This window comes from Pseudarthrobacter sp. NPDC055928 (assembly GCF_042270935.1).
Lineage (GTDB): Bacteria > Actinomycetota > Actinomycetes > Actinomycetales > Micrococcaceae > Arthrobacter.
Window position 1 is genome coordinate 41,745 of sequence record NZ_JBHJZH010000015.1, and the last position, 26,322, is coordinate 68,066.

Sequence of the window (26,322 nt, forward strand, 5' to 3'; positions counted from 1 at the left end):
CGGATAGGGGGCGGCTACGTCATGTACTCGAGCTCGATCTTCTCCACCCAGGCGCCCATGTTCTCCTGCACGAAATCCCAGTCGATGTCCTGCTGCTTCACGTCGGCGAAGAACTCCACTACCTCAGGATTCGCTTTCGAGGCGGCGCTGGTGTTCACCGGCATGGCGTTGAACTGCTGGGCAAAGGCGCTTTGGACTTCGGCGCTGCCGAACCAGTCAATGAACTTCTGCGCCTGTTCCTTCTTGTCGGTCCCCTTCACCAGTGCTATCTGTTCCACTGCCAGGGGTACGCCCACGGACGGCGCCACAGTTTCGACGTTGACCTTGAAGGACTTCTCCCGTTCGGCGATGATCGACGACGGCATCTGTCCCAGGTCCACCTCGCCCGAGGCAATCCGGGCAAACAGGTCGGTCTTGGCCACGGCGGGGCTGCCGTTCTGGAAGTACTGCTCCACCTGCTTCCAACCTTCATCCGAAACGCCGAGGTCTCCGGAGTCGTCCTTGTAGCGGGTGAGGATGCCGGCAAAGACCAGCTGCGCGGTGGCAGTACCGAGTCCGGTCACGCGCTCATAGCGTTCCTTGAGTGCGTCTTTGGTCCAGAGATCTGTCCAGTCCTTCGGAGCATCGTCGGCGCTGATTTTGTCTGAGTTGTAACCGAGCAGGATGGCCTGCTTGACCAAGGGCCAGTAAGCCTTACCGTCCCCGCTGTCGCCCAGGGCCGTGTCAACCTCGCCCGCCCATGAGGGCTCATAGGGCTCAAGCGCGCCTTCGTCCTTGATCTGGGCAAAGTACATGTTGTTCAGGCCGTAGGCTACGTCGGCAATGGGATTGTTCTTTTCCGCGATCAACTTGTTCGTGGCATCGGCGCCACCGGCGCCTACAATCTCGATTTTGAAGCCGGCCTCCGCGGCTTTGGCGGTCACCCACTCGCCGCGGCCTTCGCCGTTTGAGTTGGTGTAGATCACGAGGGTTTCGCCGGAACTGGCTGCCGGGGAGGTAGACGCCGCCCCTGAAGCGGCGGGCGATGCTGTGCCGCCTCCGCATCCGGCGAGAAGGGTGACGGCGACTGCGGCGGCAACCAATGTCTGCAATTTACGCACGATCAGGACTCATTTCTGGACTGTCAGCGGAGCATGTCCGGCCAGCCTATCGCCGGACGCGCCAATTTCAGGCTGTTATAGCTATCGATTCGATAAACAGCTCGGCTGATGAGTCTGGAGGACCCGATAAAACGTTCAGGGCACGGTGCGTAAACGTGCGGTGAACGCTGGGCGGCATGCCCACGGCGGTGCGTGCCGCCGTCGTCAGTCCTGGGCGGGGGTCTCGGTGGGGATGCTGTGGCGCATGATCAGCGAGTTAGCGGACAGCCCAGTTTCTCCGGTTCAGGCCATGGCCGTGTGGGCGGCGCTGCGCGAGTTGATGGATTTCGCGTAGCAGTAGGAGTGCGCCACTCCGATGTACGGGCCGAAGTTGGGAACGCTTTCGAAGCCGGAGTTTTCGTAGAAATTCCGCCCATCCGGCTGTGCCGATCCGGCCTCGGCCTTGATCCGGGTGATCCCCTGCTTGTATGCCTCGGCCTCAAGGGCAGCAAGGATGGAGCTGGCCACTCCCGAACCCCGCGTGTACGGGAGGACGTACAGCCGTTTGATCTCCGCCGTCGTGGAATCCAGCAGCCTCAGGCCACCGCAGCCCACGGGCTGCCCGGAGCCTTTGTCGTAGGCCACCAGGAACACGGCGCAGTCCGCGGACGACGGCGGCGTACCGGGTTCGTGGTCAGGGGTGCCAAAGCGGGCGTCCAGTTCCGCCTGCTGGGCCCGGCGCAGGTCGGCACCCACGGGGTTCGACCAGGTGACCTGCCTGATGTTGAGTCGGGGATTGGTCTGCATGGCTGCCTCGTTTCGCCGAAGGGTTATGCCTGACAAGCCTAGGAGGCCGCGGTTACCGCGGTGTTTCCTTCGCGTAAGCGCCCAGAGAACAGTCAGTGATGGTGCAGCCCGCGCGCCCTGGCGGGACAAACGCGGCGGGCTTACTGCCGCACGAGCGTCCGCAGGAGCTTGAGCGCTACTGAGATTGACGCGATGTCCACCTGGCCCGGGCCGGTCACCTCCGCGAAGGTGTCCTTGATCCGTGCCAGCTGCTCCTGGTGTCCCCGCTCCCAGGCCACGATGCGTTCCACGGCGTCGGGTCCTCCTGCTCCCGGCGTCGAACTGGATTGCATCACCGAGATGGTCATGTCGGCGACGGCCGAGTAGACGTCGTCACGCAGCGCCGCCCGGGCGAGTGTCTCCCACCGGCTTTGGCGCGGCAGGTCCGTGATGCGCAGGAGGAGGCCGGCGGCGTCGATCCTTTGGAAGACCGCGTAGTAGAGATCGGCGATGATGGGGATGGGCTCGTGCACCTGTTCGGATATGAGGGAGATATCCAGCAGGCCGAAGCTCTCCAGGAGATCAGAGGCACGCAGGCCCAACTCCCGCGGGAGGCCCAGGCTGTCCCAGTGTGCCAGGCGCCCCTGGACCCGGTCGATATCGGAGCCGCGCAGGTAGTCCGACGTCCGCGTTCGCAGCAGCTCCAACGTGGGCATGATCCGGGCCAGGGCTGTGGCGATGCGCTGGTCCCGGTGGTCGTGCGTCACATACCAGCGGGTGGCCCGGTCAAGGACGCGGCGCATATGGATGGCGAGTTCAGCGGCCTGATCACTGGGAAAATCCGGGGGCAGGGCATCAATGTTGTCCATGATCCAAGGCAAGTCGTACGCCTGGCGCGCCACCACGAAGGCCCGCGCCACCGCCGCTGCGGTGGCGGTGGTCTCTTCTTTTGCCCGAAACGCAAAGGTGATGCCGCCCAGGTTGATCATGTCGTTCGCCACCACCGTACAGATGATCTGGCGGCGGAGCGGGTGCGAGTCCAGCTCGGCGTCGAAGCGTTCGGCCAGCTGGTGGGGGAAGTAGCCTCGGAGCGTGCCTTGGAACCACGGGTCATCGGCCAGGTCGCTGGACGTGAGTTCCTTGGCGAGTTCGATTTTCGCGTAGCCGGCAAGGACAGACAGCTCCGGGGAGGTCAGCCCCTTGCCGGACCGGAGCCGTTCGCGAAGCTGCTCCGTGCTGGGCAGTGCTTCCTGTCCGCGGTCCAGTTCCGAAGCGTTCTCCAGCCACTCCATGGCACGTTCGAACCCGGGACTCCACTCAAGCACCAAGTGCCTGTCATTGAGCAGCAGCACGTTCTGGTCGGCGTTGTTGGTTAGTACCAGCCGGGACACTTCGTCAGTGAGGGAGTGCAGGAACGGGCCGCGTTCGGTGTCCGGCATGCGCCCCGCGGCGATCATTCGGTCAACGAAGATCTTGATGTTGACCTCGTGGTCCGAACAGTCCACTCCGGCTGAGTTGTCGATCGCGTCCGTGTTCAGCAGCGTGCCGCTGAGGGCCGCCTCGATCCGGCCACGCTGGGTGATGCCCAGGTTGCCGCCCTCCACGATGACACGGGCCCGTACCTGGTCGCCGTCGATCCGGAGGGGGTCGTTGGCTTTGTCGCCTACGTCCTGGTGACGTTCGAAGGAAGCCTTGACGTAGGTTCCGATCCCGCCGTTGTAGAGCAGGTCCACCGGCGCCCGGAGGATGGCCTGGAGCAGGGCATGCGGCGGGAGCGCGGACGTACCGGCCGGCAGGCCGAGGCAAACCCGGACCTGCTCGGTGATGCCGATGGCCTTCGCGCTGCGCGGGTGGACTCCGCCGCCCTCGCTGATGAGTGACGGATCGTAGTCGGCCCAGGATGAGCGCGGCAGGCTGAAGAGCCGCTGGCGTTCACGGAAGGAGGTCTCGGCGTCGGGCGTTGGATCGAGGAAGATGTGGCGGTGGTCAAACGCTGCCACCAGCCTGATGTGCCGTGAGAGCAGCATGCCGTTCCCGAAGACGTCCCCGCTCATGTCTCCGATGCCCGCCACGGTGAAGTCCTGCGCCTGTGGATCCATGCCCAACGCACGGAAGTGCTGCTTGACGGATTCCCAGGCCCCACGGGCAGTGATGCCCATCTTCTTGTGGTCATAGCCCACGGAGCCTCCTGACGCGAAGGCGTCCCCGAGCCAGAAGCCGTATTCGTGCGCCACTGAGTTCGCCGTATCGGAAAAGGCCGCTGTACCCTTGTCCGCCGCCACCACCAGGTAGTAGTCATCACCGTCGTGGCGAACCACCTGAGGCGGCGGCACTATCTTCTCGCCCGCCGGTGACACCACGAGGTTGTCCGTAAGGTCCAGGAGTCCGCGGATGAAAATGCGGTAACACTCGGTTCCTTCCGCCAGCCATCCCGTACGGTCAACGGCGGGATCCGGGAGGCGTTTGGGATAGAAGCCGCCTTTGGCCCCGGTAGGCACAATGACGGAATTCTTCAGGTTTTGGGCTTTGACCAGGCCCAGGACCTCGGTGCGGAAATCTTCGCTCCTTTCGGACCACCGCAGCCCGCCGCGGGCCAGCTCGCCGAAGCGGAGATGGACTCCTTCCACCCGTGGCGAGTAAACCCAGATCTCATATTTCGGCCGCGGAAACGGGGCGTTGACGATGGCAGCCGGAGTCAGCTTGAAGCTCAGGTGCCCTTTGTCCTGGAAGTAGTTGGTGCGCAGCGTGGATTCCACCAGGTTCATGAACGTGCGCAACAGCCTGTCGGCATCCAAGACGGGTACGGCCTCGATGGCTGCCAGGACCTCCGTGCGCGCCGCGGCCGTTTCACGGAACCGGGCGGCAGGTTCCAGGGTGGGGTCGAACTTTGCCTGGAAGAGCGCCAGGAGGGCGTGGGTTGCCCGGACATTGTTTTTCAGGGTCTCGGCGATGAAGCCGTAGGAATTGGTGGTTCCCAGCTGTTGGAGGTACTTCGCGTAGCTTCGCAGGATTACGGCCTGCCGCCACGCCACGCCCTCCCTGATGACCAAGGCATCGATTGCATCGGACTCGATGTCCCCGCGCATCGCGGCGCGAAAAGCCTGCGCCAGCAGGTCGCTGGTTGCCTCCGGGTCTACGCCGGCCGGATACTTCACGCCCAAGTCGTACAGGAACAGCTCGCGGGCCGTTCCGCGCCGGATCCCGAATGGACGCTGGTCCAGGACCTCCAGGCCCAGGTTGTGCAGGAACGGCAGGATCTGCGTCAGGCTCCGGGGCCGTGTCAGGTAAAGCCGGATCCGTGCCTCTCCCGGGGTGGCTGTTGACCGGGTCACCGTCAGGAGGGGATCGCCGGAGGGGCGGCCACCGTCTCCGTCCAGGTCGAATGCTTCGAAGTTCGCAATGTCCCGGACCGCGGTGTCCAAGCGGTAGTCCGCGCGGTATGCCGGCGGAAACGCGTGGGACCACAGGCGGGAAATTCCCGCTGCCTCCGCAGCCGGGAAGCGCTCGCGGATGAGTTCGTCGAGGCCTTCCGCCCAGGAGCGTGTGGCAGCGATCAGGTCACGCTCCAGTTGGGCAGGGTCGACGCCAGGCTGGCCTGCTGGTGCCTCGCGGACTGCCGCTGGACGTGTGTCAGCCTGTGGCTCCGCAGTTCCGATCCGAAAGAAGATCCGCGCCATGGGCGATTCGGAGAGCCGCACCTCGAACTCGATGGAAGTGGCCTTGAAGGCGTGAGTAAACTCGCGCTCCATCTGCAGCCGGACAGCGGTGTTGTAACGCTTACGGGGAAAGAAGACGAGAGCCAGCACAAACCTGCCGAGTGTATCGGGGCGGAGGAACAGCCGTGTCTGCCGGAGCTGTTCCGCGCGCATGATTTCACGCGCGAGCCGGCTGAGGTCTGGGATGTCGATCTGGAAAAGCACCTCGCGCGGGATCGCTTCCAGAGCGGCAATCAGATCCTTGCCCTGCGGGGATTCGGGCGCCGATCCAAGAGCGTCGCTGACTGCGTTCAATTTTTCCCGGATCACCGGGATCCGCCGGACGGACTGGTGCTCGGCGCTGGGTGTGAAGAGGCCCAGGAACCGTTGTTCTCCGGTGGTTTTTCCTGACTGGTCGAAGGCCTTCACCCGGATCTCGTCCAGGTACGATCCCCGCAGGACAGTGGAGCGAACATCAGAGGTGGCCAAGGCGAGGACCTGCTGGTCCTTCATGCCGGATTCCCCTGCGCTGTTCCGGGGACCGGGGCCGGTGTCCGGGACGAGTGTGGCGGAGGGACTTCGGTGGCGCAGCAGCCCCAGCTCCGAGCCTGGCCTGAGGGCGAGCGAGCCAACGCCTGCCGCCGTCGTCAATCTGTATTCGCTGTAGCCCAGGAAGACGAAGTTGCCCTCGGCCAGCCAGCGGAGCAGATCACGGAGCTGCTGGGCCGCCGGAACAGCATGAGGCGGCGCCTGCCCCGCTGCGGCGATGGCTGCGGACAGCTTGCGATGGATAGCGGCCTCGTCATGGGCCACTGCACGCACGTCGGCCACGACGGCCCGCAGCCGTTCCATCAGTGCCCGGGCCGCCTCGGTGTCGGCCAACCGCCCAATTTCCATGCCGATCCAGACCTCGGGCGTTCCATCGGATGGCACAGCATTGCCCGCCTCCAGTCCCTCCCGGGCCGGACCAGGGCGGACTTCCAGCAGTGAATGGGAAACAGGGTCGCGGTGCACCAGGAAGGTGGGGTGGACCAGTTGGTGGATCGGGGTGTCCTCGCGCGTGAGCTCTGCGGTGACCGACTGGACCAGATAGGGCAGGTCTTCGGCGACCACCGCCACGACGCTGGTGTCCAGTTCATTCAGGATGCCGACGGCCGCCTCACCGGGACGCCGCCGGGAAGCCAGCTCCAGATGGTGGGCTGCCCTGGCGCGGAGGGTCTCAGGATCGTCATTGTGCAGGTCCTCGGCCGCTACGTGCGCGTAGTATGCGGCGAGGAAATCCGCGTCGGGTTCCAGCGAACCTGCGGGGGTCTGCTCCGATGTCCGTGCCATGCCACTGCGCCTCCGTGCGCGGCGGGCTGCCGGGATCACGCCTCCCCGCGCCTACTCTTCATCATGGTCGCCGCGGCCAATGCAGTCCAGTGTTGTTCCCCGGCGTCATGCGACTACTGTTCCCCGGCATCATGCACCCGCAAGCCCGCCGCCTGCGGGCCACCTGCCGGATCGCAAGCTTGTCTAGATACCAGCCCGTCTAGGATTGTGGAATGGGCGCACATCAAACTGACGGATCCGGCTACTGGTACGGCCCGGACGGCCAACTCGACTCCGGGGCGGCCGTCCTGAAAGCCCTGCGGGATTACCGGGCGGCGGAACAGTCCGTTCGACGGTCAACCCGGAATTCGATGGGCATGGGCGAAACCGACATCCTCGCCCTCCGCTTCCTCCTGCGGGCGCAGGCTTCCGGCGAGACCGTGGTGCCAAAGGATCTAAGCCGGATTCTGGGCATCACCAGCGCTTCCACCACCTCGCTCATCGATCGGTTGGTTGCAAGCGGCCATGTCCGCCGCGAGGCGCACCCATCGGACCGCCGTTCGGTGATCGTCGTTCCCACCACGGAATCGGATCAGGAGGTGAGGCTCACGCTGGGGGCCATGCATCGCCGAATGATGTCTGTTGCCGAAGGCCTGAGCGCAGAGGAGGCCCGCATTGTGGTGCAGTTCCTCAACAGCATGACCTCCGCTGTTCACGAGGACACGGCCCCTGAGATTAGCTAGTCTGACTAGTTATATGTATGCTTACGATCAGTCCTGGGGTTTGTGAGTGTGAAGGAGGCGTGTGCGTTGGTAAGTATTGCCGGAGTTTGCGAACCGGAATCCATGCTTTGCGAAGACGAATATCCCGTCGAGGGCCCGGACGCTCCGGTCCACTGCGGAAGCCTGATGGAACTGGGGACGCCGACAATGGGGCCGCTGGCGACCGGCTACAGCTTCGAACCTCCTGCCGAGCCTGTGCGCCTGCCGCCCGTATGGCGCTGCAGTTGCGGCTTCCAGCTGGATGCCTGGGGCGCCGGACCGTTCTTCGAAAGTTCACTGGCCAGCCATCCCGTTTCTGCTTCAAGGCCATGACAGCCCTGGCCGTCCCGGTCCATGCTCTCCGGAATGGTGGGCAGGCGGCCGCCGGGGGCCTCCTCCTCGGCCGCTACCAGCTTCGTGAGCGGCTGGGCCGGGGCTCGCTGGCCGAGGTATACCGCGCAGTGGACCTTGCCGGCGGACGCGACGTTGCGGTCAAGATCGCTGCGGATTCCACTACCAAGCAGCTGGCAAGGATCCACAATGAGGCCAGGATATTGGCCGGGTTGGACCACCCTGCCATTATCGGCTTCGTGGCGGAGGGACTTGTGCCTGACGGCTCCCCGCAGGCGGGGAGGCCATTCATTGTCGAGGAACTTGCATTTGGCACCAGCCTTTCGGAAAGGCTGAGGGTCGCGGACCACAGCCGGACAGACGTCGCCGCGTGGGCCGTGGACCTCTTCGACGGAGTCAGCCACCTCCATGCGCGGGGCTTGGTCCATCGCGACATCAAACCTGCAAACCTGATGCTGAGCGGGCTACGGCGTAGCCCTGTGAGGATAGTAGATTTTGGCATTGCCGCCCGCGCCGGGACCTTGCCCGAGCCGGGCATTTCCTCCGGAACGGCGCATTACATGAGTCCGGAGCAGGCATCAGGGGAGGCCGCCCAGCCATCCGGGGATGTCTACGCGCTCGGGCTTGTCCTGCTTGAGTTGCTGACCGGTACAAAAGCCTTTCCCGGGACACCCCTGGAATCACTCGTGGCCCGTACCCTGCGCAGCCCCGAGATCCCGCACAGCCTGGGCCGCGGGTGGCACGAGTTGCTGGCCGCCGCCACTGCCATGGACGCAGCCGACAGGCCGACAGCCGCCGAAGCTTCGGCCCTGGCCTCCCGCCTCATTCCCCGCGGCCGCCCGCGGTATGCCAACCTGGTGGCCTTGGGCACGGCACGCCAGGTCCGCTTCGGGAAGCCCGCGTCAGCGGACTGACACGCTAGGCGGTCCCGCCGGTGGGATCCTCGGCGGTGGGATCGGCCAGGGCAAGGCCACCCACCGGGCTCCCGTCCCAATGGATGAGCTTCCAGCCTGCGTCCGGATCACCTTCCAACGCCACGATGCCTGTATTGGACAAGACATGGCGGGCCGCGAACTCATGGTCGGCGTCCGCAGCGCGGAGGCCGGCCCAAGTACGGATGGCGGCGCCGTGGCTGACCACGGCAGCAGCGGCAGAATTCCCGTTGCTGGCGGCGCGCTGGGCAATCCGGGTGATGGCGGCGTCATACCGCTCGAAGAATTCATGACCGTCCGGACCGGCCGGCATACGGCGGCCCAGGTCACCGGCTGCCCACGCGAACACCGTGCTCATGTACCGCATGTGTGATTCGTGGTCGGTCAGTTTTTCAAGTGCACCGGCCTCTATCTCGTGGAGCCCGTCCAGCACCTCAACGTCGAGGCCATGCAGCCGTGCCAGCGGTGCCGCCGTGATCTGCGTGCGGAGCAGTGTTGAGGCGTAGAGGGCCCCGATCGGTTCATCGGCGAGTGACCGGGCCATGGCCTCTGCCTGCCGCTTTCCCAGCTCCGTCAGCCCAGGCCCCGGATGGGCCGTGTCCAGCTGGCCGAGTACGTTACCGGGGGTCTGTCCGTGGCGGATGAGCAGCAACTTCATGCTCCCAGTTTCGCATCTTGCGGCAAGACCGGGGCGCCTTCGTGACCGTCCGGCGTCGTGCGTTCCTTCCCGGTTCCTGATGCCACAGGGCGGCAAGACACGGCGTGTCACTGCGACACGCGCGAAGCCCGGGCCAGCAACTGGGCGGGAACGAACCAGGCGCGGACACCGAAGCCCAAAACGAAGGCGCCGGGCCCTCGAGGAGCCCGGCGCCGCCGTACTTTTGTTGGACGTACAGGCCGTCCTACTTGAGGTGGTCCACCAGCTGGTCCGCGATGCCGGTGTACTTGCCGGGCGTCAGCGCGAGCAGGCGCGCCTCGGCCTCGGCGGACAGGCCCAGGCTCTGGACGAATTCCTGCATCCGCGCGGCATCCACACGCTGTCCGCGGGTGAGGTCCTTCAGGCGCTCGTACGGGTTTTCCATTCCTTCGACGCCGGCAATCGCCTCGGCCCGCATGACCATTTGGATGGCCTCGCCCAGGACTTCCCAGTTGGTGTCCAGGTCACCGGCGAGGACGTCCTCGGCTACGTCGAGGCGGTCCAGGCCCTTGGCGACGTTGGAGATGGCCAGCAGGGAGTGGCCGAATGCCACGCCGATGTTGCGCTGGCTGGAGGAGTCCGTGAGGTCGCGCTGCCAGCGGGACGTGACCAGCGTGGAGCCCAGCACGTCCAGGAGGCCCGAGGAAATTTCGAGGTTGGCCTCGGCGTTTTCGAACCGGATCGGGTTGACCTTGTGCGGCATCGTCGAGGATCCGGTGGCGCCGGCCACGGGGATCTGGGCAAAGTAGCCGATGGAGATGTAGCTCCAAATGTCCGTGCAGACGTTGTGCAGAATCCGGTTGAAGCGCGCGACGTCGGCGTACAGCTCCGCCTGCCAGTCGTGGCTTTCAATCTGGGTGGTCAGCGGGTTCCAGGTCAGGCCCAACCCCTCCACGAAGGACTTGGAAACCTGCTGCCAGTCGGCTCCGGGAACTGAAGCCACGTGGGCTGCGTAGGTGCCGGTGGCGCCGTTGATCTTGCCGAGGTATTCGGTCTTGGCAATGCGGTCCAACTGGCGGGTCAACCGGTGCGCGATGACAGCAAGTTCCTTGCCCAGCGTGGTGGGCGTGGCCGGCTGGCCGTGCGTGCGGGACAGCATGGGAACTGCGCGGTTGTCCTCGGCCATCTTGCTGATCTGCGCCACAAGGGCACGGGCGGCAGGCAGCCACACGTCCTCCACAGCACCCTTGACGCCCAGTGCGTAGGAGAGGTTGTTGATGTCTTCTGAAGTGCAGCCGAAGTGGACCATGGCGGTCAGATGCTCGATGCCGATGGCGGGCAGGCGGCGGCCGATGTAGTACTCCACGGCTTTCACGTCGTGGACGGTGACGGCCTCGATCTCGGCGAGTTCGGAGACCGAGGCGGAATCGAATTCAGTGACGATGCCGCGGAGCTTCTCTTGCTGTTCCGCTGTGAGCGGGCCGGCGCCGGGAAGGACGTTGTTGCTGGTCAGGTGAATGAGCCATTCGACTTCGACGGCCACACGGTCGCGGTTGAGGGCCGCCTCGGACAGGTAGTCAACAAGGCGTGCGACGGCGGACTGGTAGCGGCCGTCCAGCGGGCCCAGGGCGATCTGGTCCGGTGACGCGGCGAGGGCCAGGCGTCCGGAGGGCGTGCGGGTATCAGCTGTGGCGGCAGTTTCAGGCATGTGCTGATTCTTTCACGAACTGCCCACCCCCCGCTTAAGCGGCTGCTGGGTGTGACTTGTCCACATAGCCGACGGCGGTGCTTCCGTGGCCGGGCGCCGTTCCGTAGCGTCAGGTCCAGACAGCGGCGGCTAAGGGATCAGGCATCCCGACCTGCAGGGGGATTTGGACATGGGCAGTGACGTGGCAGCAGCCGACATGGCGGCATGCGAGTCCCGCAGTTATGAGGTTCAGCGGTTGGCAGGCCGGGTTGACTTGTGTCTTGGGCGGGTGGAAAAGGTCCTCGCCGGGTTTCGGGAGATCCAGCTCCTGGACTGGCAGTCGCCGGCAGGACGGGCATACCGGAATTCAGTCGCACTCCAAGAGGTGTCGCTGGGCAGGGCGCGCGGGCGGCTCGAGGACGCAGTAGCATCCGTGAGGCGCCACTCGCAGGCGGTGGGAGCCTTGGCCGGCAGCCCGGCGGGGAGCTTCTGATGGCAGAGGTAACCCCGTCCGGCAGCGGCGGACCCATCCACCTGACCGGACCGGCAGTGGACGGTCCCCTGGAGATCCGCGGAGGCTTGGGCGGCATCAGTTTTCAGCTGGAGGAACTTGCCGGGGGCGCTGAGAAGCTTGACGCCGCCGCGGAGGAGTTGGCTGCCGTGGAAGTGGAGGTTCGCCGCATCTGGGAAGACCTCTGCCTTTACGGGAATGAATCGCGCCCCACCGGCACGGCTGCCCTGATGGACATCGGGGAGGCCCAGTGGAGCATCCAGGCAGTCCGGACGGAGCTGCAGCACATCAGCCAGCAGGTACGCGACTGCAAGAAAGACTACGAAGTGGCCGAGGCAGTGATGTCTTTCAGGCGGGAGCACGCTTTGACGGGGCTGGGGACTTGCCTGAAACAGATCCGGGATGCCGAGGTGACAGGTTCCTTCAATAGGGACGCCGCTGAGCTTGCATTGGGAAATATCCCGGCCTTACTCGGCGTCATGTACGGGCCGCAGGCATACCTGGCTGGAAAGATTGCGGCCGATGCCTCGGCCGCCGCGCACGTAGGGGCGGCCACCCCCATGATCAGGAGCTTGGCCGGACTTCATCCCCGGATGTTGGAGCCACGCCCGGTTGCTGCCCGCGAGGTGGAGTCCTATCCCGTGGAGCTGGACGCATCACCGGCAGGACTGCTGGAACGCGCACGGCTCATTGATGAACGGGGAGACGGCTACATCGAGGTCCTCAAAGTGGATAACGGCGGTCAGAAAGCCTTCGTGGTCATTGTTCCCGGCACGCAGCCCGCAGGCGGGGAGATGGGCGGCGACAATCCTTTCGACGAAGCCGGCATCGCGGAGGGGCTGGGTTACGGCTCTGCCGAGGTCAATGCGGCCGTGTTGAAGGCCCTGCGGGCAGCCGGTGCGGAACAGGGGGCATCCGTGGTCACCGTCGGCTACAGCCAAGGCGGGATCCATGCCATGAACATGGCGGCCGACGCGCAGTTCCGTGCCGAGTACAACGTCAAGTACGTGCTGACGGCAGGATCTCCAGTGGGCAGCATTGAACCGGACCCAGCCATCAGCACCCTGCATCTGGAGCATAGGCAGGACTGGGTGCCTGGATCCGATGGCGCTGCCAGTCCTGATACCCGCAATCGTGTCACCGTGACGCTCACCAACGACGTCCGAACCGACGATGGCGAGGACCCAGGGTTGGGTCCAGGCCATAAGCTCACTAACTACCAGGAAGGCGCCCGGCTCGTTGCCGTGAGCGATGATCCTTGCCTTGTGGCCTCAACCGCTGTCCTGGGCAGCGTCCTGGGAGTCGGCGGCACGGCAACGGCTACCCGCTTCGCACTGACCCGTTCGAAGCCACCCGAACTGCCGCCCGTGGCTGTACGGAAACCAATGCCCCCTCCGCGTCCGTCTGAGATTGATCGGGCGCGGTGAGCTGTCCTTCAGCGCCGCCGTGCGCCTGGGAGCCGCCCTGCCACCACCGAGATGACACTGATGATGACTGCCGCGAGAACCGCAGTCCAGAAGAAGGAATCGATGGTGAAACGCACCGGCGTGTATCCGCTGATCCAGGACGTCAAATACAGCATGGCGGCATTAATGACGATGGTGAAAAGGCCCAGGGTGAGGATGGTGATGGGCAATGAGAGGAAGCTGACCAGCGGCCGGACGAACGCGTTGACAACGCCGAAAATCAGCCCCACGAAAAGATAGGCCAGGGTGACCCCGATGGCATCCGTGCCCTGCGTGACACCGGTTTCGGCAACGGCGTTCGTGGTGGCGGCAGTGGAAATATCCAGGCCTGGCAGGATCCAACTGGCAATCCAGAGAGCCAGACCGTTGATCAGGACCCGCATGATGAAAGAGCGCATGTGCCCATGCTGTCACACCGCCCGAACACCAGGGCAGGGGAGAAGTAGGCTAGTTGGCATGACCTCACCAGAGACCCTTGCAGGGGGAATCATGCCGCGTCCAGTGGTGGGCCGGCTTCCCCGCTACGCAGCCGGCAAGCCACCCGTCGCTGTTGACGGACTGGCCAGCTACAAACTGTCCTCCAACGAGAACCCGCTGCCCCCGCTCCCCGCCGTTGTGGAGGCCATCGTACGCCAGACCGACTTCAACCGCTATCCGGACCCCCTCAGCAGCAAGCTCCGCGCGGCGCTCGCCGAGTTCCTCGACGTCCCGGCGGAGGACATCGTGACCGGGGCGGGAAGCCTCGGCGCCCTCAACCAATTGCTGACCACCTTCGCCGGCCAGAACGACGACGGCAAGGCGGACGAAGTGATCTATGCCTGGCGCTCTTTCGAGGCGTATCCCATCAGCGTCGGCCTGTCGGGGGCGGAAAGCGTCCGCATTCCCCTGACCGCGGACGGGCGCCACGACCTCGAGGCCATGGCGGCGGCGGTCACCGTCCGGACCAAGGTAATCCTCCTGTGCACCCCCAACAACCCCACCGGTCCCGTTCTGACCACCTCGGAAACAGAGCGCTTCATCCAGGCCGTCCCGTCCGACGTCGTGGTGGTCATCGATGAGGCCTACCAGGAGTTCGTGCGGGCCGAGGACGCGGTTGACGGCATCGCCATGTACCGCAAGTACCCCAACGTAGTGGTGCTCCGGACCTTCTCCAAGGCCCATGGCCTGGCAGGGCTGCGGGTGGGTTACAGCGTGTCGAATCCTGGGCTCACGCAGCACCTCCGCGTTGCAGCCACACCCTTTGCGGTGTCCCAAATCGCCGAGCAGGCAGCAATTGTCTCGCTGCAGAACTACCCCCAGGTTGTAGAAAGGGTACAAAGCATCGTGGATGAGCGGGACCGGGTTACGGCTAAACTGCGCGAACTGGGCTGGTTCGTCCCCGAGGCACAGGGCAATTTCGTCTGGCTTGACCTGGGTGCCAACAGTACGGAATTTGCCGAACTGGCGGGGGCTCAGGCCCTCTCGGTCCGGGCTTTCGGCACCGAGGGTGTCCGGGTGAGTATCGGCGAGGTGGAAGCCAACACCCGTTTCCTGCGGTTGTGTGCAGACTATACAAAGCCGCCACGCCGTTCCTAGCGCTTAACATGTAGCCCGCGCGCTACCTACTGAAGATAAAGTTAGGATCAGTAAGCCAATATATATGCCCGCTGCGGAATGCATTCCTCCAGCGGCATATATCCCAGCGACATTGCAACGCATCCGCATGCGGCAAGCAAGGAGACGGTATGGGCGCCACACATTTGCCCTCCACCGAGTTCGACGGAACAGCGGTAGACGACCAGCTTGAGGCTGATGCCGAGGCTGCCATGGGCGAGCCCCCGGCGCCGATGGTCCAGTTGCTGGGACCAGACGGAAAGCTTGGCACTGATCCCGTCTATGGCCAGTACGCCGAGAAGCTCGATCCCGAGAAGCTGCGCGGGCTGTACGCCGACATGGCCGCAATCCGCCGCTTTGACGTGGAGGCCACGGCCCTGCAGCGCCAAGGTCAGCTTGCCCTCTGGGTTCCGTTGACCGGCCAGGAAGCTGCGCAGATTGGCTCCGGCCGTGCCAGCCAGCCCCAGGACTACATCTTCCCCACTTACCGCGAGCACGGCGTTGCCCTCACCCGCGACGTCGACCTCGCCGAACTGCTGCGCCAGTTCCGGGGGGTGTCCAACGGCGGGTGGGACCCCAAGGACACCAACTTCCACCTCTACACTCTGGTCCTGGCCGCCCAGACGCTCCACGCCGTGGGTTACGCCATGGGCATCCAGCGGGACCAGAAGTCCGCTGCCGCTTCGGACCCCGTGGGTACGGAACCGCAGGCCGCGGTCATGGCCTACTTCGGCGACGGCGCCAGCTCCGAGGGCGACGTCCACGAATCCATGGTGTTCGCCGCGTCCTACAACGCTCCGGTGGTCTTCTTCTGCCAAAACAATCACTGGGCCATTTCCGTGCCCAGCACTGTGCAGACCCGCATTCCGCTCTCCCACCGGGCCAAGGGCTACGGGTTCCCCGGCATCCGCGTGGATGGCAACGACGTCATTGCCGTGCACGCGGTCACCGAGTGGGCCCTTGACCATGCGCGCCAAGGCAAGGGGCCGGTGCTGATCGAGGCTTTCACCTACCGCGTCGGTGCCCACACCACTGCTGATGACCCCACCAAGTACCGGCTGTCGGCGGAGGAAGATGCGTGGCGGGCCAAGGATCCCCTGCTCCGGCTGGAAAAGTACCTGCGGGCTGAGGGCATGGCAGACGACGCCTTCTTTGCCAAGGTGAAGGCTGACGGCGACGACCTTGCGGCCTACGTCCGGCGAACTACCCACGACCTTGAGACCCCTGACATCCGTACGGCCTTCGCGAACACCTACGTCGAAGCCCACCCCCTGGTTGCGGAGGAGCTTGCCTGGTTCGAGGAGTACAGCGCAGGGTTTGCCGGCGAGGAACCCGCCGGACAGGCAGAAACAGAGGCAGGCCACTGATGACCACCATGACAATCGCCAAGGCCATCAACGAAGGCCTGCGCTCAGCCCTGACCAACAACCCCAAGTCCCTGCTGATGGGTGAGGACATCGGTCCCCTCGGCGGCGTCTACCGCGTTACCGACGGGCTGATCGCGGAGTTCGGCCCCGACCGCGTGGTGGATACACCGCTGGCGGAATCCGGCATCATCGGTACGGCAATTGGCCTTGCCCTGCGGGGCTACAGCCCCATCTGCGAGATCCAGTTCGACGGGTTTGTGTTCCCAGGCTTTAACCAGATCACCACCCAGCTGGCCAAGATGCATGCCCGCAGCAACGGCAACCTTACGGTGCCCGTAGTCATCCGCATCCCGTACGGCGGCGGTATCGGTTCGGTAGAGCACCACTCCGAGTCCCCCGAGGCCTTGTTCGCGCACACCGCCGGGCTGCGCATCATCACCCCGTCCAACCCGCATGACGCGTACTGGATGATCCAGCAGGCGGTCGAATGCCAGGATCCCGTCATCGTCTTTGAGCCCAAGCGCCGCTACTGGCTCAAGGGCGAGGTGGACACTGAGGCCGCCGGCGAAGCGGAGGATCCCTTCAAGGCACACGTACTCCGGGAGGGGACGGATGCCACCATCGTGGCGTACGGCCCCTTGGTGCCCGTCGCACTGGCCGCTGCGAACGCTGCGGCCGAGGACGGGCGCAGCGTGGAAGTTATCGACCTCCGCTCCATCTCACCGATCGATTTCGACACGGTGGAGGCGTCGGTGAAGAAGACCGGACGCCTGGTGGTTGCCCACGAGGCACCCACCTTCGGCGGCATCGGCGGCGAAATCGCGGCCAGGATCAGCGAACGCGCCTTCCTGTCCCTCGAAGCCCCCGTCATCCGTGTTGGCGGGTTCCACATGCCGTACCCGGTCGCCAAGGTCGAGGAAGACTACCTTCCGGACATCGACAGGATCCTTGAGGCGCTGGACCGGGCCCTGGCCTACTAGCCCGGTCCGCCTATCCCCACTCAGACTTGCCGCCCCGTCTACTGGCCCGGAGCGCGGACTTGAGCTTTTCGAAACCGAGGACATCATGACTGTGAACAAGTTCAACCTTCCCGACGTGGGCGAAGGCCTCACCGAGGCGGAAATCGTCTCCTGGAAGGTCAAGCCGGGCGACACCGTCGCCATCAATGACGTCCTGTGCGAGATTGAAACGGCCAAGTCCTTGGTGGAGTTGCCGTCACCTTTCGCCGGGACAGTCACCGAGCTGCTGGTCCCTGAGGGGATCACCATCGATGTCGGAACCGCCATCATCAGTGTCACTGACGCTGTATCCGGCGACCCCACTCCGGCCGATGTCCCAGCTCCGGCCACTCCGGTCCAGCCCCTTTACGGTAAGCTCCCAGCGTCCGACGCCGGCACAACGGACAGTGCCCTGGCCGGCGGTCCGCTGGTGGGATCCGGTCCCAAGGCCGACGCCGTCAAGCGCCGCGCGCGCAAAACCGCGCCTGCCGTGGCTGCCGGGTCAGCCCCGGTCCCGGAGGTTGCGCCTGTTGCCGCCCGGGTCCCGGCGGCCAAGCCTGTCGAGACCCCGGCTGTGGATGACCGGCCCACTCTGGGTGACACGATCACCGGCCTGGTGAACCGGGTCCTGGCCAAGCCTCCCGTGCGCAAGATTGCCCGCGACCTGGGAATCGACCTGGCGGACGTTGTGGCGACGGGCTCCCGCGGCGAGGTCACCCGCGAGGACCTGGTGAGCTACCAGGCCCAGCGCGACGCCGAATTGGACAAGGCCGACGGATTCTGGGGCAAGGCCAATAAGCCGCAGGACCAGCGGATTGAGCGTGTTCCCGTCAAGGGCGTCCGGAAGGCGACGGCGAAGGCCATGGTGGAGTCCGCCTTTGCCGCACCCCACGTCAGCATCTTCGTGGACGTGGATGCCAGCCGCACCATGGAGTTCGTGAAGCGGCTGAAGGCCTCGCGTGACTTCGAAGGAATCAAGGTCTCGCCGCTGCTGATCCTGGCCAAGGCCGTCATCTGGGCGGCAGCCCGGAACCCGAGCGTCAACGCCACGTGGGTGGACAATGCCGATGGCACCGACTCCGCCGAGATCCACGTTAAGCACTACATGAACCTGGGCATTGCAGCAGCCACGCCCCGGGGCCTGATGGTGCCCAACATCAAGGATGCCCAGGATCTCTCACTGAAGGAACTTGCCCTGGCGCTGAACAACCTGGCCACGACGGCCCGCGCTGGCAAGACCCGACCCGCCGAAATGCAGGGCGGCACGCTCACCATCACTAATATCGGCGCGCTGGGAATCGATACCGGGACGCCCATCATTAACCCCGGAGAGGTGGCGATCGTCGCCTTCGGAACCATCAAGCAGAAGCCTTGGGTCCTGGACGGGGAAGTGATCCCGCGCTGGATCACCACCCTGGGCGGTTCGTTCGACCACCGCGTGGTGGACGGTGACCTGTCTGCCCGCTTTATGGCTGACGTCGCAGCCATCCTTGAGGAGCCGGCACTCCTGCTGGACTAGGTTCACCCCACAGACACAGGCCCCGTAGGCGAACAAGCCCGGAAGATCGGAAGACGAGGCACTTTGACTGATTCAGCCCTCCGCGCCCAAAACCGGTCAGCACGATGGCTGACGGAGGTTTTCCAGCCGCCGGTGGTAGTCACGCTTCAGCTGCTGATCAGCCCCCTCACCGAGCCTGGATTCCCGGGAACCATTGGCTACGGGGCCCTTGCCGCGCTGTTCGTCTGCGTCCTGCCAGTGTTGCTGCTGTTGGGCCTCGTGCGGCTGGGCAAGGTCACGGACCACCATGTCAGCAACCGCGAGCAGAGGGCGCCGGTGTTGCTGATGGCCTTGGCGTCGGTGGTGGCAGGGCTGCTGGTGCTCATTGCTGTCGGCGCGCCGCCAAATGTTGTGGTGATGGTTTTGACCATTGTGGGCGGCATTGTGGTGACTGGAGCGGTGAGTCCCTTCTGGAAGATCAGCGGACACGCCGCGGCCATATCGTCGTCGGCCGTTATCACTGTGATGATGCTGGGTCCGGCCTGGCTGCCGCTGCTGGTGCTGATTCCCGCAGTGGGCTGGTCCCGTGTGGTGCTGCGCGCCCATACGGCGGGCCAGGTGGTGGCCGGGTCGCTCGTTGGCGGGCTGGCGATGTCGGGCTTCTGGTGGCTGCTCCAGGGCTGGCTGGCCTAGCCGACGTTCGGCTGGCATCCTGTCGGCCGAACCGGCAGCACGCCGCCTAGAAGGATGCGTACGTGGACATGATCTGGGTGGCCTCAGCGCCCATTGCCGTGCCTCCAAGTGTCCAGGCAGCTGCCATCATGAGGCCTCCGACGCCGGTTGCAATGGCTAAGAGTCCTGCGAAGAACTTCCAGTCCTCGCGCAGGACACTTTCAAAGGTGTCCGGCAGCTGCAGTCCTGGGGAGATGAGGTTGGGGGCGCTGTCCACGGAACCGTCGTCCAGCAGGGCCACTACCCGGCCGTTGCCGCGGTCCACCCGCATGGAGCAGATGTGGTTGCCATGCCTGGCGAGGAGGATGTCGTGGCCAACGAGCTGACGGCGCTGGAGAGTGATCAAGGGGGCCCCTTATGTGGTGCGGCTGGTTGTTGTCCGCTCCTTCGGGGGCACTCCAATTTTATCGTTGGTCACGTAACGAAAATGGCGTTCTGGGGGTGAGAAGCGACACCACGCACCGCCCCGTACAGGCGGTGCGCAGTGCCGCGATTCAGTGATTGCTGGTCAGTCGGCGTCGTAGGTGTTGGCGATGTAGACATCGCACGTGGCGTTGTGGGCCACGCTGTTGGCCACGCTGCCCAGAACCCGGCCAATGCCGCGCATCCGTCTGTTGCCCACCACGATCATCCGGGCACTGAGACGTTCGGCTTCCTTGATGAGTGCCTCCGCAGGCTTGCCGCGGGCGGCGGAATATGTCACCTTGACCTCGCCGGTGAGGGAATCCGCCACCGTCTTGGCCACGTGCTCCGCCCCATCAGCATCAGAGACGATCCACTGATCGCTGCCGCTGCCGAATACCTCGGTGCGGTCACTGTCGAACGCTGAGACGACATGGAGTGACGCGCCCACGGCGGCCGCCAGGTCCCTCGCGGCCTCGGCGGCCTTCTTGGCCGTTCCGCTGCCGTCTACCCCAACAACAATAATTCCGCTCATCTTTGCTCCTTCGCTTTGGTAAGTGGCCTGATCCAGTGTGGCAAGGCTACAGCCCGGTGATGGCTTCCCGCAGTACAGGGGCCAAACGCCGGACACCTTCGGTGATGGACTCGGGAGGCACGGCGCTAAACGCCAGCCGCAGCTTGTTGGACGGTTCGTCCGACGGGGAGAAGGCAGCGCCGGGGATAAAAACCACACCGGCATCGATGGCCTTCTTCAAGAGGGGATAGGTGTCCACCCCTTCAGGTAGGGTCACCCAGACGAAGAAGCCGCCCTCAGGGCTGGTCCAGCTTGCGCCGACGGGCATGTACTCCTCAAGCGCGGCCAGCATCGCGTGGCACCGCTCAGCGTAGAGTCCGCGGTAGATCTCGATCTGGCCCTTCCAGTCGTAGTCGCGAAGGTAGGCGGACACCAGCATCTGGTTGAGCGTCGGCGGGCACAGGGTGACCGCTTCCGACGCGAGGTAGTAGCGGCGCTGCAAGTGCTCCGGAACAAGGGCCCACCCAATGCGAAGGCCCGGCGCGAAGATCTTGGAGAAGGAGCCCATGTAGATGACGTCGGCCGGGTTAGCCGCGCGCAGGGGGGCCAGGGGTTCCCCATCGAACCGCAGGAGGCCGTATGGATTGTCTTCCAACACCAGAATATTCGCGTTACGGCATATATCGACGATCTGTTGCCTGCGGTCCTGCGCGAGCGTGATACCGGAGGGGTTGTTGAAGTTCGGGATGGTGTAGAGGAACTTGACGTTCTTCCCCGCGGTCTGGAGTGCTGCAATCTTGGCCTCCAGCAGTTCGGGGACCAGCCCGTCGTCGTCCATCTCAACGGTTTCCACCTGGACCTGGTAGGCCTCGAAGGTGTTCAGTGCGCCGACGTACGTGGGATTCTCCACCAACACCACGTCGCCTGGATTGCAGAACACCTTGGTGGCCACGTCCTGGGCAGACTGCGAGCCCGCCGTGATCACCACGTTCTCGGGCACGGCATCGAGAATGCCTTCGGCCGCCATCACCTCACAAATCTGCGCACGCAGCTCTTCCGTTCCTTGGCCGCCGCCATATTGCAGGGCGGTCAGGCCGTCGTCAGCGATGATGGTGGCAGCTGTCTGGGCCAGCCGCTCCAGCGGGAGGGACTGCAGGTAGGGACTTCCTCCGGCGAGCGAGACCAGTCCGGGCCTCATGGAGATGTCAAAAACGTCGCGTACGGCGGATTGCCTGATATTGGCGGCGCGCTCCGAGAACAGGTCCTCGTGGCGGTGTGCGGACGTGGCCGCGCGTTCGATAGCGTCAATGGCTTCTGCTGGCAGCAGCCCTGCTGCGGCATCAAGTGTTTCGTGGGTCACACCCTCAGGATACAACCGACAGTTGCTGATAAGGCAACACTTGTTTATCAGTGAAGCACGTCGGCGTGCCGGCAGCTTTACGTGAAGGGGCGGACGGGCTGGAATAGACCCATGATGACGCCCCCGCAGTCCACGCGGCTAGCCGCAGCATTCAGCTCCCTCCACCGTTCCGGGGCGCCGCTGCTCCTGGTCAATGTCTGGGACGCGGCCTCCGCCCGGCTCGTGGAAGAAGCCGGTGCCACGGCGATTGCCACCTCCAGCTCCGCCATTTCCTGGAGCATGGGTTTCCCGGACGGCAACAGGCTTCCGGCCGGGTTGGCCATGTCCACACTGGCGAGGATCGTTGCGGCCACTTCGCTTCCAGTCACGGCTGACATTGAAACGGGCTATGCCGGCAGTGGCGACGGCTTCGACGATAAGAAGCTGCGCAACACCGTCCTGGCAGTGCTGGAGGCAGGGGCCGTTGGCATCAACTTCGAGGACTCCGGAGACGGCCCCCTCACGGGCACCAGCGAGCAGTGCCGCCGCCTGGACCTGGTCCGGGAGACCGCGTCCGCCGCCGGCGTCGACCTCTTCATCAATGCCCGCACTGACACATACCTGTCCGGGGATTATCCGGAGCTGGCCTTCGAAGAGACCTTGACGAGGGCCGAAGCCTATCTTGCGGCCGGCGCAAGCGGGATTTTTGTGCCGGGGGTAACCGACCTGCACGTGCTCCATGAGCTGTCCCGCCGGATCGACGCGCCGCTGAACGCACTAGCAGGCGTCGGTGCGCCGTCCGTGGGTGAACTGCACGACGCCGGTGTGCAGCGGATCAGCATCGGCGGCAATACCGCCAAGGCGGCGTATGCAACGGTCTCCCGGGTGGCCGAGGAGGTGCTGGGCGACGGCAACTGGTCCGAGCTTGCCGGGGCACGCAGCCACGCCGCCATGGACGCCCTGTTCGGGGATAAGCGGGGCTCTACTTAACGCTCAGGGCCTCGGCGAGTCCTGCGCCATTGACGTAGATCTCGGCCCGGATGGCGCCCACCGCCGATACCGCGGTCTGGGTCAGCTGGGCCTCAATCCGGGGAATGTCGCATACTCCGCCCGTACGTATGGTGCCTGCCAGGTAAACCGTGACGGTGGTGCCGTCAAAGGTGCCGGACAGGAAGTCCAGGGTAGAGCCGGAGAGCGAGTTATAGACATCGGCTATCGGCGGCTCGGATCCGTCCAGCAGGGCGGTGATGGCCGCCGGCAGGGGTTCGGTGGACTCCGTGTGGGAGCGCTTGACGCCCACCAGGCTGTCGTTGCAGCCGAAGCGCACACCGCTGCTGCCGCCGTCGTCCAGGAGGACGTAGTACGCCGTGACGGACTGCGCTCCGGCGGCATTGCCGATAGGCGGCTCGTCGGGACTGCGGGTCTGGGCGGGCTGCGGTTCCGCAGCAGGTGCCGTTCCCGCTACCCCGGTCTGGGCCTGCCCCGGGTTACCGGCGCTGCCAGCTCCTGTGCCGGAGCCGGGAGCTGCGGCTGCTGGTGGTTCGCCTGTCTGGATCGCAGTCCCATCCGCCGGGGCGCTGTCGGGTGTGTCCCCGGAAGGTACCGGACTCGCCACCGGGCTGTCAGCGCCCAAGGACCCGGCGGGTGGTGCGGCCTGGGGCTGGGGAATGGGGGTCAGGGGTTCCGCAGGCGGGAGAGCCTGTTCGCTGGCAGCCGTGCCGGCGGGTATTTCGGCCACGGCAGCGCAGGACCCCAGCCACAGCGGAAGCACCAGGGCCACAGCTGCTGCCGCCGCCCGTTTCGTGGCACTACGCCTGCTCGCCATCCCGCACCGCAATTCCGTCCGGTACATTTCCGTGCATTTAACGTTACGGCCGCCACTCAGGCCAGGGAATGCCGCTCCGGTACCGGTTGGGACAAGAGTTGGTCACGCCCGAGGCCCCTTTGGCCCGGCGACTCACGGAGCCATAACGAATGCCCCGGATACCTTGCGGTAGACGGGGCATTCGGTATCTGTGGGGCTTAGGCTGCGGGGCGTGCAGCGGCGAGGGCATCAAAAACGCCCTTGATCTGCTCGACAACCTCGGCGTCATCCTTCGGGTGCAGTTCTGCGAAGCGGACCATGGAACCGGGGACTGCCAGCTTGACGTCCTCAAGCACCTGTGCGCCGGCGATGCCGACAGCCTTGCGTGCCTCATCCTGGGCCCATACCCCGCCGAACTGGCCAAAGGCGGTACCGACGACGGCGGTGGGCTTGCCTGCCAGGGCACCGGCACCGAACGGGCGGGACAGCCAGTCGATGGCATTCTTGAGCGACGCCGGCACGGTTCCGTTGTGCTCGGGCGTGACCAGCAGGAGGGTGTCGGCTTCGTTGGCGGCGGCGCGCAGGGCTGCAGCTGCGGCGGGAACCTGGCCTTCGACGTCGATGTCCTCGTTGTAGAACGGAATGTTGCCGAGGCTGTCGTGGATGACCACGTCAACCTGCTCGGGCGCGTTCAGCCGGATGGCCTCGGCGAGCTTCTGGTTGGTGGATTCGGCGCGGAGGCTGCCGACGAGGGTAAGGACGGTGCTCTTTGACATGGGGACTCCTGGGTCGGGGCTGCGGCGGGTCCGCAGGCTGGCTGGAAAACTCAGGCTGTTGGGGCCTTCACGATCTAAACGGACTACGGTCCGGATAATATTCCCGGGGTCTAGAATGTGGGATGTGAGCTTCATCCCATTGCGTCCCGGATCGTTGTCCGGACCGGTCACCGAGCGCAGCGATGCTGCCCGGAACCGTGAGCGCCTGCTGGGAGCCGCCCGCGAACTTATCGATGAATGCGGTGCGGACGGACTCACCATGGACAGGCTGGCCGAGCGCGCCGGCGTGGGCAAGGGAACCGTGTTCCGCCGGTTCGGCAGCAGGGCCGGCCTGATGATGACACTTCTCAGTGACGCCGAAGCTGAATTCCAGGCCCGCTTTATGTTCGGGCCGCCGCCCCTGGGTCCCGGCGCTCCCGGCCTGGAGCGGCTCATAGCCTTCGGTTCGGCCCGCATCGCCTATGTGCTGGAATACGGGGAGCTTGCCCGCGCTGCCGATGAATCCGCCTACAACCGCTTCGACGTCCCGGCCGCCGTCCTCTGGCACAGGCACATCGAACTGCTCCTCCGTGAGGAGGGCATGGACGCGGACCCCCGCCTGATGGCCATGGCCCTCAGTGCCACGCTGGACCCGGAGCGGCTGTTGCACGCGGTCCGGGTGCATGGCATTGAGCCCGAGCGGCTCGCCGAGTCCTGGCGTGAGCTCGTCACCCGTGTAGTGCGTGGGGCGTAACCCGCCCGGCCGGCCCGATTGATGCGTCTGTCAAATCAGTTCCACTGAATTATTCATAACGATTCGATACGGCGTGGGGCATTCCCGTCCGTTTGGTCGCTTTTTGACAGGATCTGTGTGGTAATTTCCTGTGGAATGTGACCCGCAACATAGTCCACCAGGACCAAGCCGGCAACGGCTGCGGGAAGCCAGCTACCCGCTGGTGAGGAACCCGGAAGTGGCGGCGCATCCCCTGCCTGGCCGGGGACGACGGAAGGATCAAGCTCGTGATAGCAGTTACGGCCAACGCCCCGGAGCCAGCGCGCTGGAGTTCCCTGATACAACAGGTCGAGCAACCGGTAGCGGCGATACAGAAGTAGCTGGCACATGCTCCGGTACCTCGCCAAGCGCGGAATCACCTATGTTTTTATGATCTTCCTGACCACTTCGGCCGGGTATTTCCTTGCGGTCAGCTCCCTCAAACCTGCGCTGCTGGAGCAGGAAAGAATCCCGCGCCCCACTCCAGAGCAGGTCGCCAACTCCATGCGCCTCAAGGGACTGGACCCGGACCTTAGCCCCTGGGAGCGTTACGTAGAGTGGCTGACGGGTATCGTGACCCGCTGGGACTGGGGCCGCAGTCCCAACGGCGCGTACATCAACGCCGAGTTCGGCGATCGCGTGTGGATCTCCACACGGCTCTTCCTCGCCTCCATCGTCCTGACGCTCGTGATCGGCGTCGCCCTCGGTGTGTACTCGGCGGCCCGCCAATACAAGTTCCAAGATCGCGTCATCACCTCGTACAGCTACCTTGCCTACATCGTGCCGGCGCCCATTGCCTACTTCCTCGTGCAGCTCGGTGCGATCAACATCAATGAAACCGTCGGCGAGCGGATCTTCTTCGTCACCGGCATCTCGACGCCTGGCATGGAACAGGGCTGGGCTCAGTTCGTGGACATGGTGGCCCATTATGCGGTGCCCACCGTCGCCATCACGCTGGTGGGGTGGGGCTCTTACCAGATCGCCCAGCGGCAATACCTGCTGGATAACGTCAACGCCGACTTCGTCCGCACGGCCCGCGCCAAGGGCCTGACCCGCAACCAGGCCATCTCACGGCACGCCCTCCGGGTCTCCTTCATCCCGGTTGCGCAGAGCATTGCCTTCACCATCCCGGCCATCTTCGCGGGCGGCTTCTTCGCCGAGAAAATCTTCGCTTGGCCGGGCGTTGGCTCCTGGAGCATCGACGCCATCTCCCTCCAGGATGTAAACGCCGCCACGGCAACGCTTGCTTATGGCTCAGTCATTTTCGCCCTCGGCGCCATCCTGGCGGACTTCGCCACCACGCTTGTTGACCCGAGAGTGAGGGTGCAGTAG

Annotated in this window: 23 protein-coding genes; 12 read left to right on the top strand and 11 right to left on the bottom strand. The window is 64.9% G+C overall.

Features of this window, described 5'->3' with window-relative positions; translation table 11 throughout:
* Positions 1-14: 14 nt before the first annotated feature.
* From ACFC25_RS17510 to ACFC25_RS17520, 3 genes are all read right to left on the bottom strand, one after another.
* A complete protein-coding gene (locus tag ACFC25_RS17510; protein WP_376047469.1) occupies positions 15-1,100 on the bottom strand; it encodes an extracellular solute-binding protein in 1,086 nt (361 codons plus the stop codon).
* Between the two features lie 282 nt (positions 1,101-1,382).
* Positions 1,383-1,886: a GNAT family N-acetyltransferase gene (locus ACFC25_RS17515; protein WP_337348668.1), complete on the bottom strand. Its 504-nt coding sequence runs from the start codon at positions 1,884-1,886 to the stop codon at positions 1,383-1,385.
* A 140-nt stretch (positions 1,887-2,026) separates the two neighbouring features.
* Entirely contained in the window at positions 2,027-6,892 is a 4,866-nt protein-coding gene (locus ACFC25_RS17520; RefSeq protein WP_376047471.1) for an NAD-glutamate dehydrogenase, read from the bottom strand.
* 212 nt (positions 6,893-7,104) lie between these two features.
* On the opposite strand from ACFC25_RS17520, the gene ACFC25_RS17525 reads away from it, so the two are divergent.
* Complete coding sequence (locus ACFC25_RS17525; protein ID WP_337348670.1) at positions 7,105-7,614, top strand: MarR family transcriptional regulator; 510 nt, start codon at positions 7,105-7,107, stop codon at positions 7,612-7,614.
* A gap of 347 nt (positions 7,615-7,961) precedes the next feature.
* The gene (locus ACFC25_RS17530; RefSeq protein ID WP_376047473.1) at positions 7,962-8,897 is read left to right on the top strand and encodes a serine/threonine-protein kinase; all 936 of its coding nucleotides are present in this window, start codon (positions 7,962-7,964) and stop codon (positions 8,895-8,897) included.
* Between the two features lie 4 nt (positions 8,898-8,901).
* On the opposite strand, the gene ACFC25_RS17535 is transcribed toward ACFC25_RS17530, so the two are convergent.
* Positions 8,902-9,573 (bottom strand): histidine phosphatase family protein, encoded by a 672-nt coding sequence (locus ACFC25_RS17535; protein ID WP_337348672.1) that lies wholly within the window; start codon positions 9,571-9,573, stop codon positions 8,902-8,904.
* A gap of 244 nt (positions 9,574-9,817) precedes the next feature.
* The gene (purB, locus tag ACFC25_RS17540) at positions 9,818-11,260 is read right to left on the bottom strand and encodes an adenylosuccinate lyase (RefSeq protein WP_376047476.1); all 1,443 of its coding nucleotides are present in this window, start codon (positions 11,258-11,260) and stop codon (positions 9,818-9,820) included.
* Between the two features lie 169 nt (positions 11,261-11,429).
* Between purB and ACFC25_RS17545 the strand changes: the two genes are divergently transcribed.
* Positions 11,430-11,732 (top strand): hypothetical protein, encoded by a 303-nt coding sequence (locus ACFC25_RS17545; protein WP_337348674.1) that lies wholly within the window; start codon positions 11,430-11,432, stop codon positions 11,730-11,732.
* Positions 11,732-13,177 carry a hypothetical protein gene (locus tag ACFC25_RS17550; protein ID WP_376047479.1) on the top strand — a complete coding sequence of 482 codons (1,446 nt, stop codon included), beginning with the start codon at positions 11,732-11,734 and terminating at the stop codon, positions 13,175-13,177. Before ACFC25_RS17545 ends, ACFC25_RS17550 begins: the two co-directional genes overlap by 1 nt.
* A gap of 8 nt (positions 13,178-13,185) precedes the next feature.
* Here ACFC25_RS17550 and ACFC25_RS17555 read toward each other — a convergent pair whose 3' ends face one another.
* The gene (locus ACFC25_RS17555) at positions 13,186-13,614 is read right to left on the bottom strand and encodes a phage holin family protein (protein WP_376047481.1); all 429 of its coding nucleotides are present in this window, start codon (positions 13,612-13,614) and stop codon (positions 13,186-13,188) included.
* Between the two features lie 58 nt (positions 13,615-13,672).
* On the opposite strand from ACFC25_RS17555, the gene ACFC25_RS17560 reads away from it, so the two are divergent.
* From ACFC25_RS17560 to ACFC25_RS17580, 5 genes are all read left to right on the top strand, one after another.
* Complete coding sequence (locus tag ACFC25_RS17560; protein WP_376047484.1) at positions 13,673-14,791, top strand: histidinol-phosphate transaminase; 1,119 nt, start codon at positions 13,673-13,675, stop codon at positions 14,789-14,791.
* A 149-nt stretch (positions 14,792-14,940) separates the two neighbouring features.
* Positions 14,941-16,176 carry a pyruvate dehydrogenase (acetyl-transferring) E1 component subunit alpha gene (gene pdhA / locus ACFC25_RS17565; RefSeq protein ID WP_376047486.1) on the top strand — a complete coding sequence of 412 codons (1,236 nt, stop codon included), beginning with the start codon at positions 14,941-14,943 and terminating at the stop codon, positions 16,174-16,176.
* Positions 16,176-17,156, top strand: a complete 981-nt coding sequence (locus ACFC25_RS17570) for an alpha-ketoacid dehydrogenase subunit beta (protein WP_337348679.1) — start codon at positions 16,176-16,178, stop codon at positions 17,154-17,156. Before pdhA ends, ACFC25_RS17570 begins: the two co-directional genes overlap by 1 nt.
* A gap of 85 nt (positions 17,157-17,241) precedes the next feature.
* Positions 17,242-18,693: a dihydrolipoamide acetyltransferase family protein gene (locus ACFC25_RS17575; RefSeq protein WP_337352633.1), complete on the top strand. Its 1,452-nt coding sequence runs from the start codon at positions 17,242-17,244 to the stop codon at positions 18,691-18,693.
* Positions 18,694-18,756: 63 nt separating this feature from the next.
* On the top strand, positions 18,757-19,365 hold the full coding sequence (locus ACFC25_RS17580; protein ID WP_376047491.1) for a phosphatase PAP2 family protein: 609 nt from the start codon (positions 18,757-18,759) through the stop codon (positions 19,363-19,365).
* A gap of 46 nt (positions 19,366-19,411) precedes the next feature.
* Here ACFC25_RS17580 and ACFC25_RS17585 read toward each other — a convergent pair whose 3' ends face one another.
* From ACFC25_RS17585 to ACFC25_RS17595, 3 genes are all read right to left on the bottom strand, one after another.
* Positions 19,412-19,750, bottom strand: coding sequence for a hypothetical protein (locus ACFC25_RS17585; protein ID WP_376047494.1), 339 nt, complete (start codon positions 19,748-19,750; stop codon positions 19,412-19,414).
* Positions 19,751-19,912: 162 nt separating this feature from the next.
* Entirely contained in the window at positions 19,913-20,341 is a 429-nt protein-coding gene (locus ACFC25_RS17590; protein WP_337348683.1) for a universal stress protein, read from the bottom strand.
* Positions 20,342-20,387: 46 nt separating this feature from the next.
* Positions 20,388-21,680, bottom strand: coding sequence for a PLP-dependent aminotransferase family protein (locus ACFC25_RS17595; RefSeq protein WP_376047498.1), 1,293 nt, complete (start codon positions 21,678-21,680; stop codon positions 20,388-20,390).
* A gap of 114 nt (positions 21,681-21,794) precedes the next feature.
* Between ACFC25_RS17595 and ACFC25_RS17600 the strand changes: the two genes are divergently transcribed.
* Positions 21,795-22,649, top strand: coding sequence for an isocitrate lyase/phosphoenolpyruvate mutase family protein (locus ACFC25_RS17600; RefSeq protein WP_376047500.1), 855 nt, complete (start codon positions 21,795-21,797; stop codon positions 22,647-22,649).
* On the opposite strand, the gene ACFC25_RS17605 is transcribed toward ACFC25_RS17600, so the two are convergent.
* Together ACFC25_RS17605 and ACFC25_RS17610 are read right to left on the bottom strand one after the other, a co-directional pair.
* A complete protein-coding gene (locus tag ACFC25_RS17605; RefSeq protein ID WP_376047503.1) occupies positions 22,642-23,484 on the bottom strand; it encodes a hypothetical protein in 843 nt (280 codons plus the stop codon). The genes ACFC25_RS17600 and ACFC25_RS17605 overlap by 8 nt on opposite strands.
* A 197-nt stretch (positions 23,485-23,681) precedes the next feature.
* On the bottom strand, positions 23,682-24,239 hold the full coding sequence (locus ACFC25_RS17610; protein ID WP_337348687.1) for an NADPH-dependent FMN reductase: 558 nt from the start codon (positions 24,237-24,239) through the stop codon (positions 23,682-23,684).
* Between the two features lie 124 nt (positions 24,240-24,363).
* Here ACFC25_RS17610 and ACFC25_RS17615 point away from each other — a divergent pair, with 124 nt between their 5' ends.
* Together ACFC25_RS17615 and ACFC25_RS17620 are read left to right on the top strand one after the other, a co-directional pair.
* Positions 24,364-24,972: a helix-turn-helix domain-containing protein gene (locus ACFC25_RS17615; RefSeq protein ID WP_337348688.1), complete on the top strand. Its 609-nt coding sequence runs from the start codon at positions 24,364-24,366 to the stop codon at positions 24,970-24,972.
* 366 nt (positions 24,973-25,338) lie between these two features.
* On the top strand, positions 25,339-26,322 hold the full coding sequence (locus ACFC25_RS17620; RefSeq protein ID WP_337348689.1) for an ABC transporter permease: 984 nt from the start codon (positions 25,339-25,341) through the stop codon (positions 26,320-26,322).

Bases quoted from the DNA above. Each gene is read 5' to 3' on its own strand.
- ACFC25_RS17525 (WP_337348670.1), top strand. From the start codon at position 7,105: ATGGGCGCACATCAAACTGACGGATCCGGCTACTGGTACGGCCCGGAC.
- ACFC25_RS17560 (WP_376047484.1), top strand. From the start codon at position 13,673: ATGACCTCACCAGAGACCCTTGCAGGGGGAATCATGCCGCGTCCAGTG.
- ACFC25_RS17590 (WP_337348683.1), bottom strand. From the start codon at position 20,341: ATGAGCGGAATTATTGTTGTTGGGGTAGACGGCAGCGGAACGGCCAAG.
- ACFC25_RS17620 (WP_337348689.1), top strand. From the start codon at position 25,339: ATGCTCCGGTACCTCGCCAAGCGCGGAATCACCTATGTTTTTATGATC.
- ACFC25_RS17520 (WP_376047471.1), bottom strand. From the start codon at position 6,892: ATGGCACGGACATCGGAGCAGACCCCCGCAGGTTCGCTGGAACCCGAC.
- ACFC25_RS17535 (WP_337348672.1), bottom strand. From the start codon at position 9,573: ATGAAGTTGCTGCTCATCCGCCACGGACAGACCCCCGGTAACGTACTC.
- ACFC25_RS17545 (WP_337348674.1), top strand. From the start codon at position 11,430: ATGGGCAGTGACGTGGCAGCAGCCGACATGGCGGCATGCGAGTCCCGC.
- ACFC25_RS17610 (WP_337348687.1), bottom strand. From the start codon at position 24,239: ATGTCAAAGAGCACCGTCCTTACCCTCGTCGGCAGCCTCCGCGCCGAA.
- purB (WP_376047476.1), bottom strand. From the start codon at position 11,260: ATGCCTGAAACTGCCGCCACAGCTGATACCCGCACGCCCTCCGGACGC.
- ACFC25_RS17550 (WP_376047479.1), top strand. From the start codon at position 11,732: ATGGCAGAGGTAACCCCGTCCGGCAGCGGCGGACCCATCCACCTGACC.
- ACFC25_RS17570 (WP_337348679.1), top strand. From the start codon at position 16,176: ATGACCACCATGACAATCGCCAAGGCCATCAACGAAGGCCTGCGCTCA.
- ACFC25_RS17575 (WP_337352633.1), top strand. From the start codon at position 17,242: ATGACTGTGAACAAGTTCAACCTTCCCGACGTGGGCGAAGGCCTCACC.
- ACFC25_RS17515 (WP_337348668.1), bottom strand. From the start codon at position 1,886: ATGCAGACCAATCCCCGACTCAACATCAGGCAGGTCACCTGGTCGAAC.
- ACFC25_RS17530 (WP_376047473.1), top strand. From the start codon at position 7,962: ATGACAGCCCTGGCCGTCCCGGTCCATGCTCTCCGGAATGGTGGGCAG.
- pdhA (WP_376047486.1), top strand. From the start codon at position 14,941: ATGGGCGCCACACATTTGCCCTCCACCGAGTTCGACGGAACAGCGGTA.
- ACFC25_RS17605 (WP_376047503.1), bottom strand. From the start codon at position 23,484: ATGGCGAGCAGGCGTAGTGCCACGAAACGGGCGGCGGCAGCAGCTGTG.
- ACFC25_RS17555 (WP_376047481.1), bottom strand. From the start codon at position 13,614: ATGCGCTCTTTCATCATGCGGGTCCTGATCAACGGTCTGGCTCTCTGG.
- ACFC25_RS17600 (WP_376047500.1), top strand. From the start codon at position 21,795: ATGACGCCCCCGCAGTCCACGCGGCTAGCCGCAGCATTCAGCTCCCTC.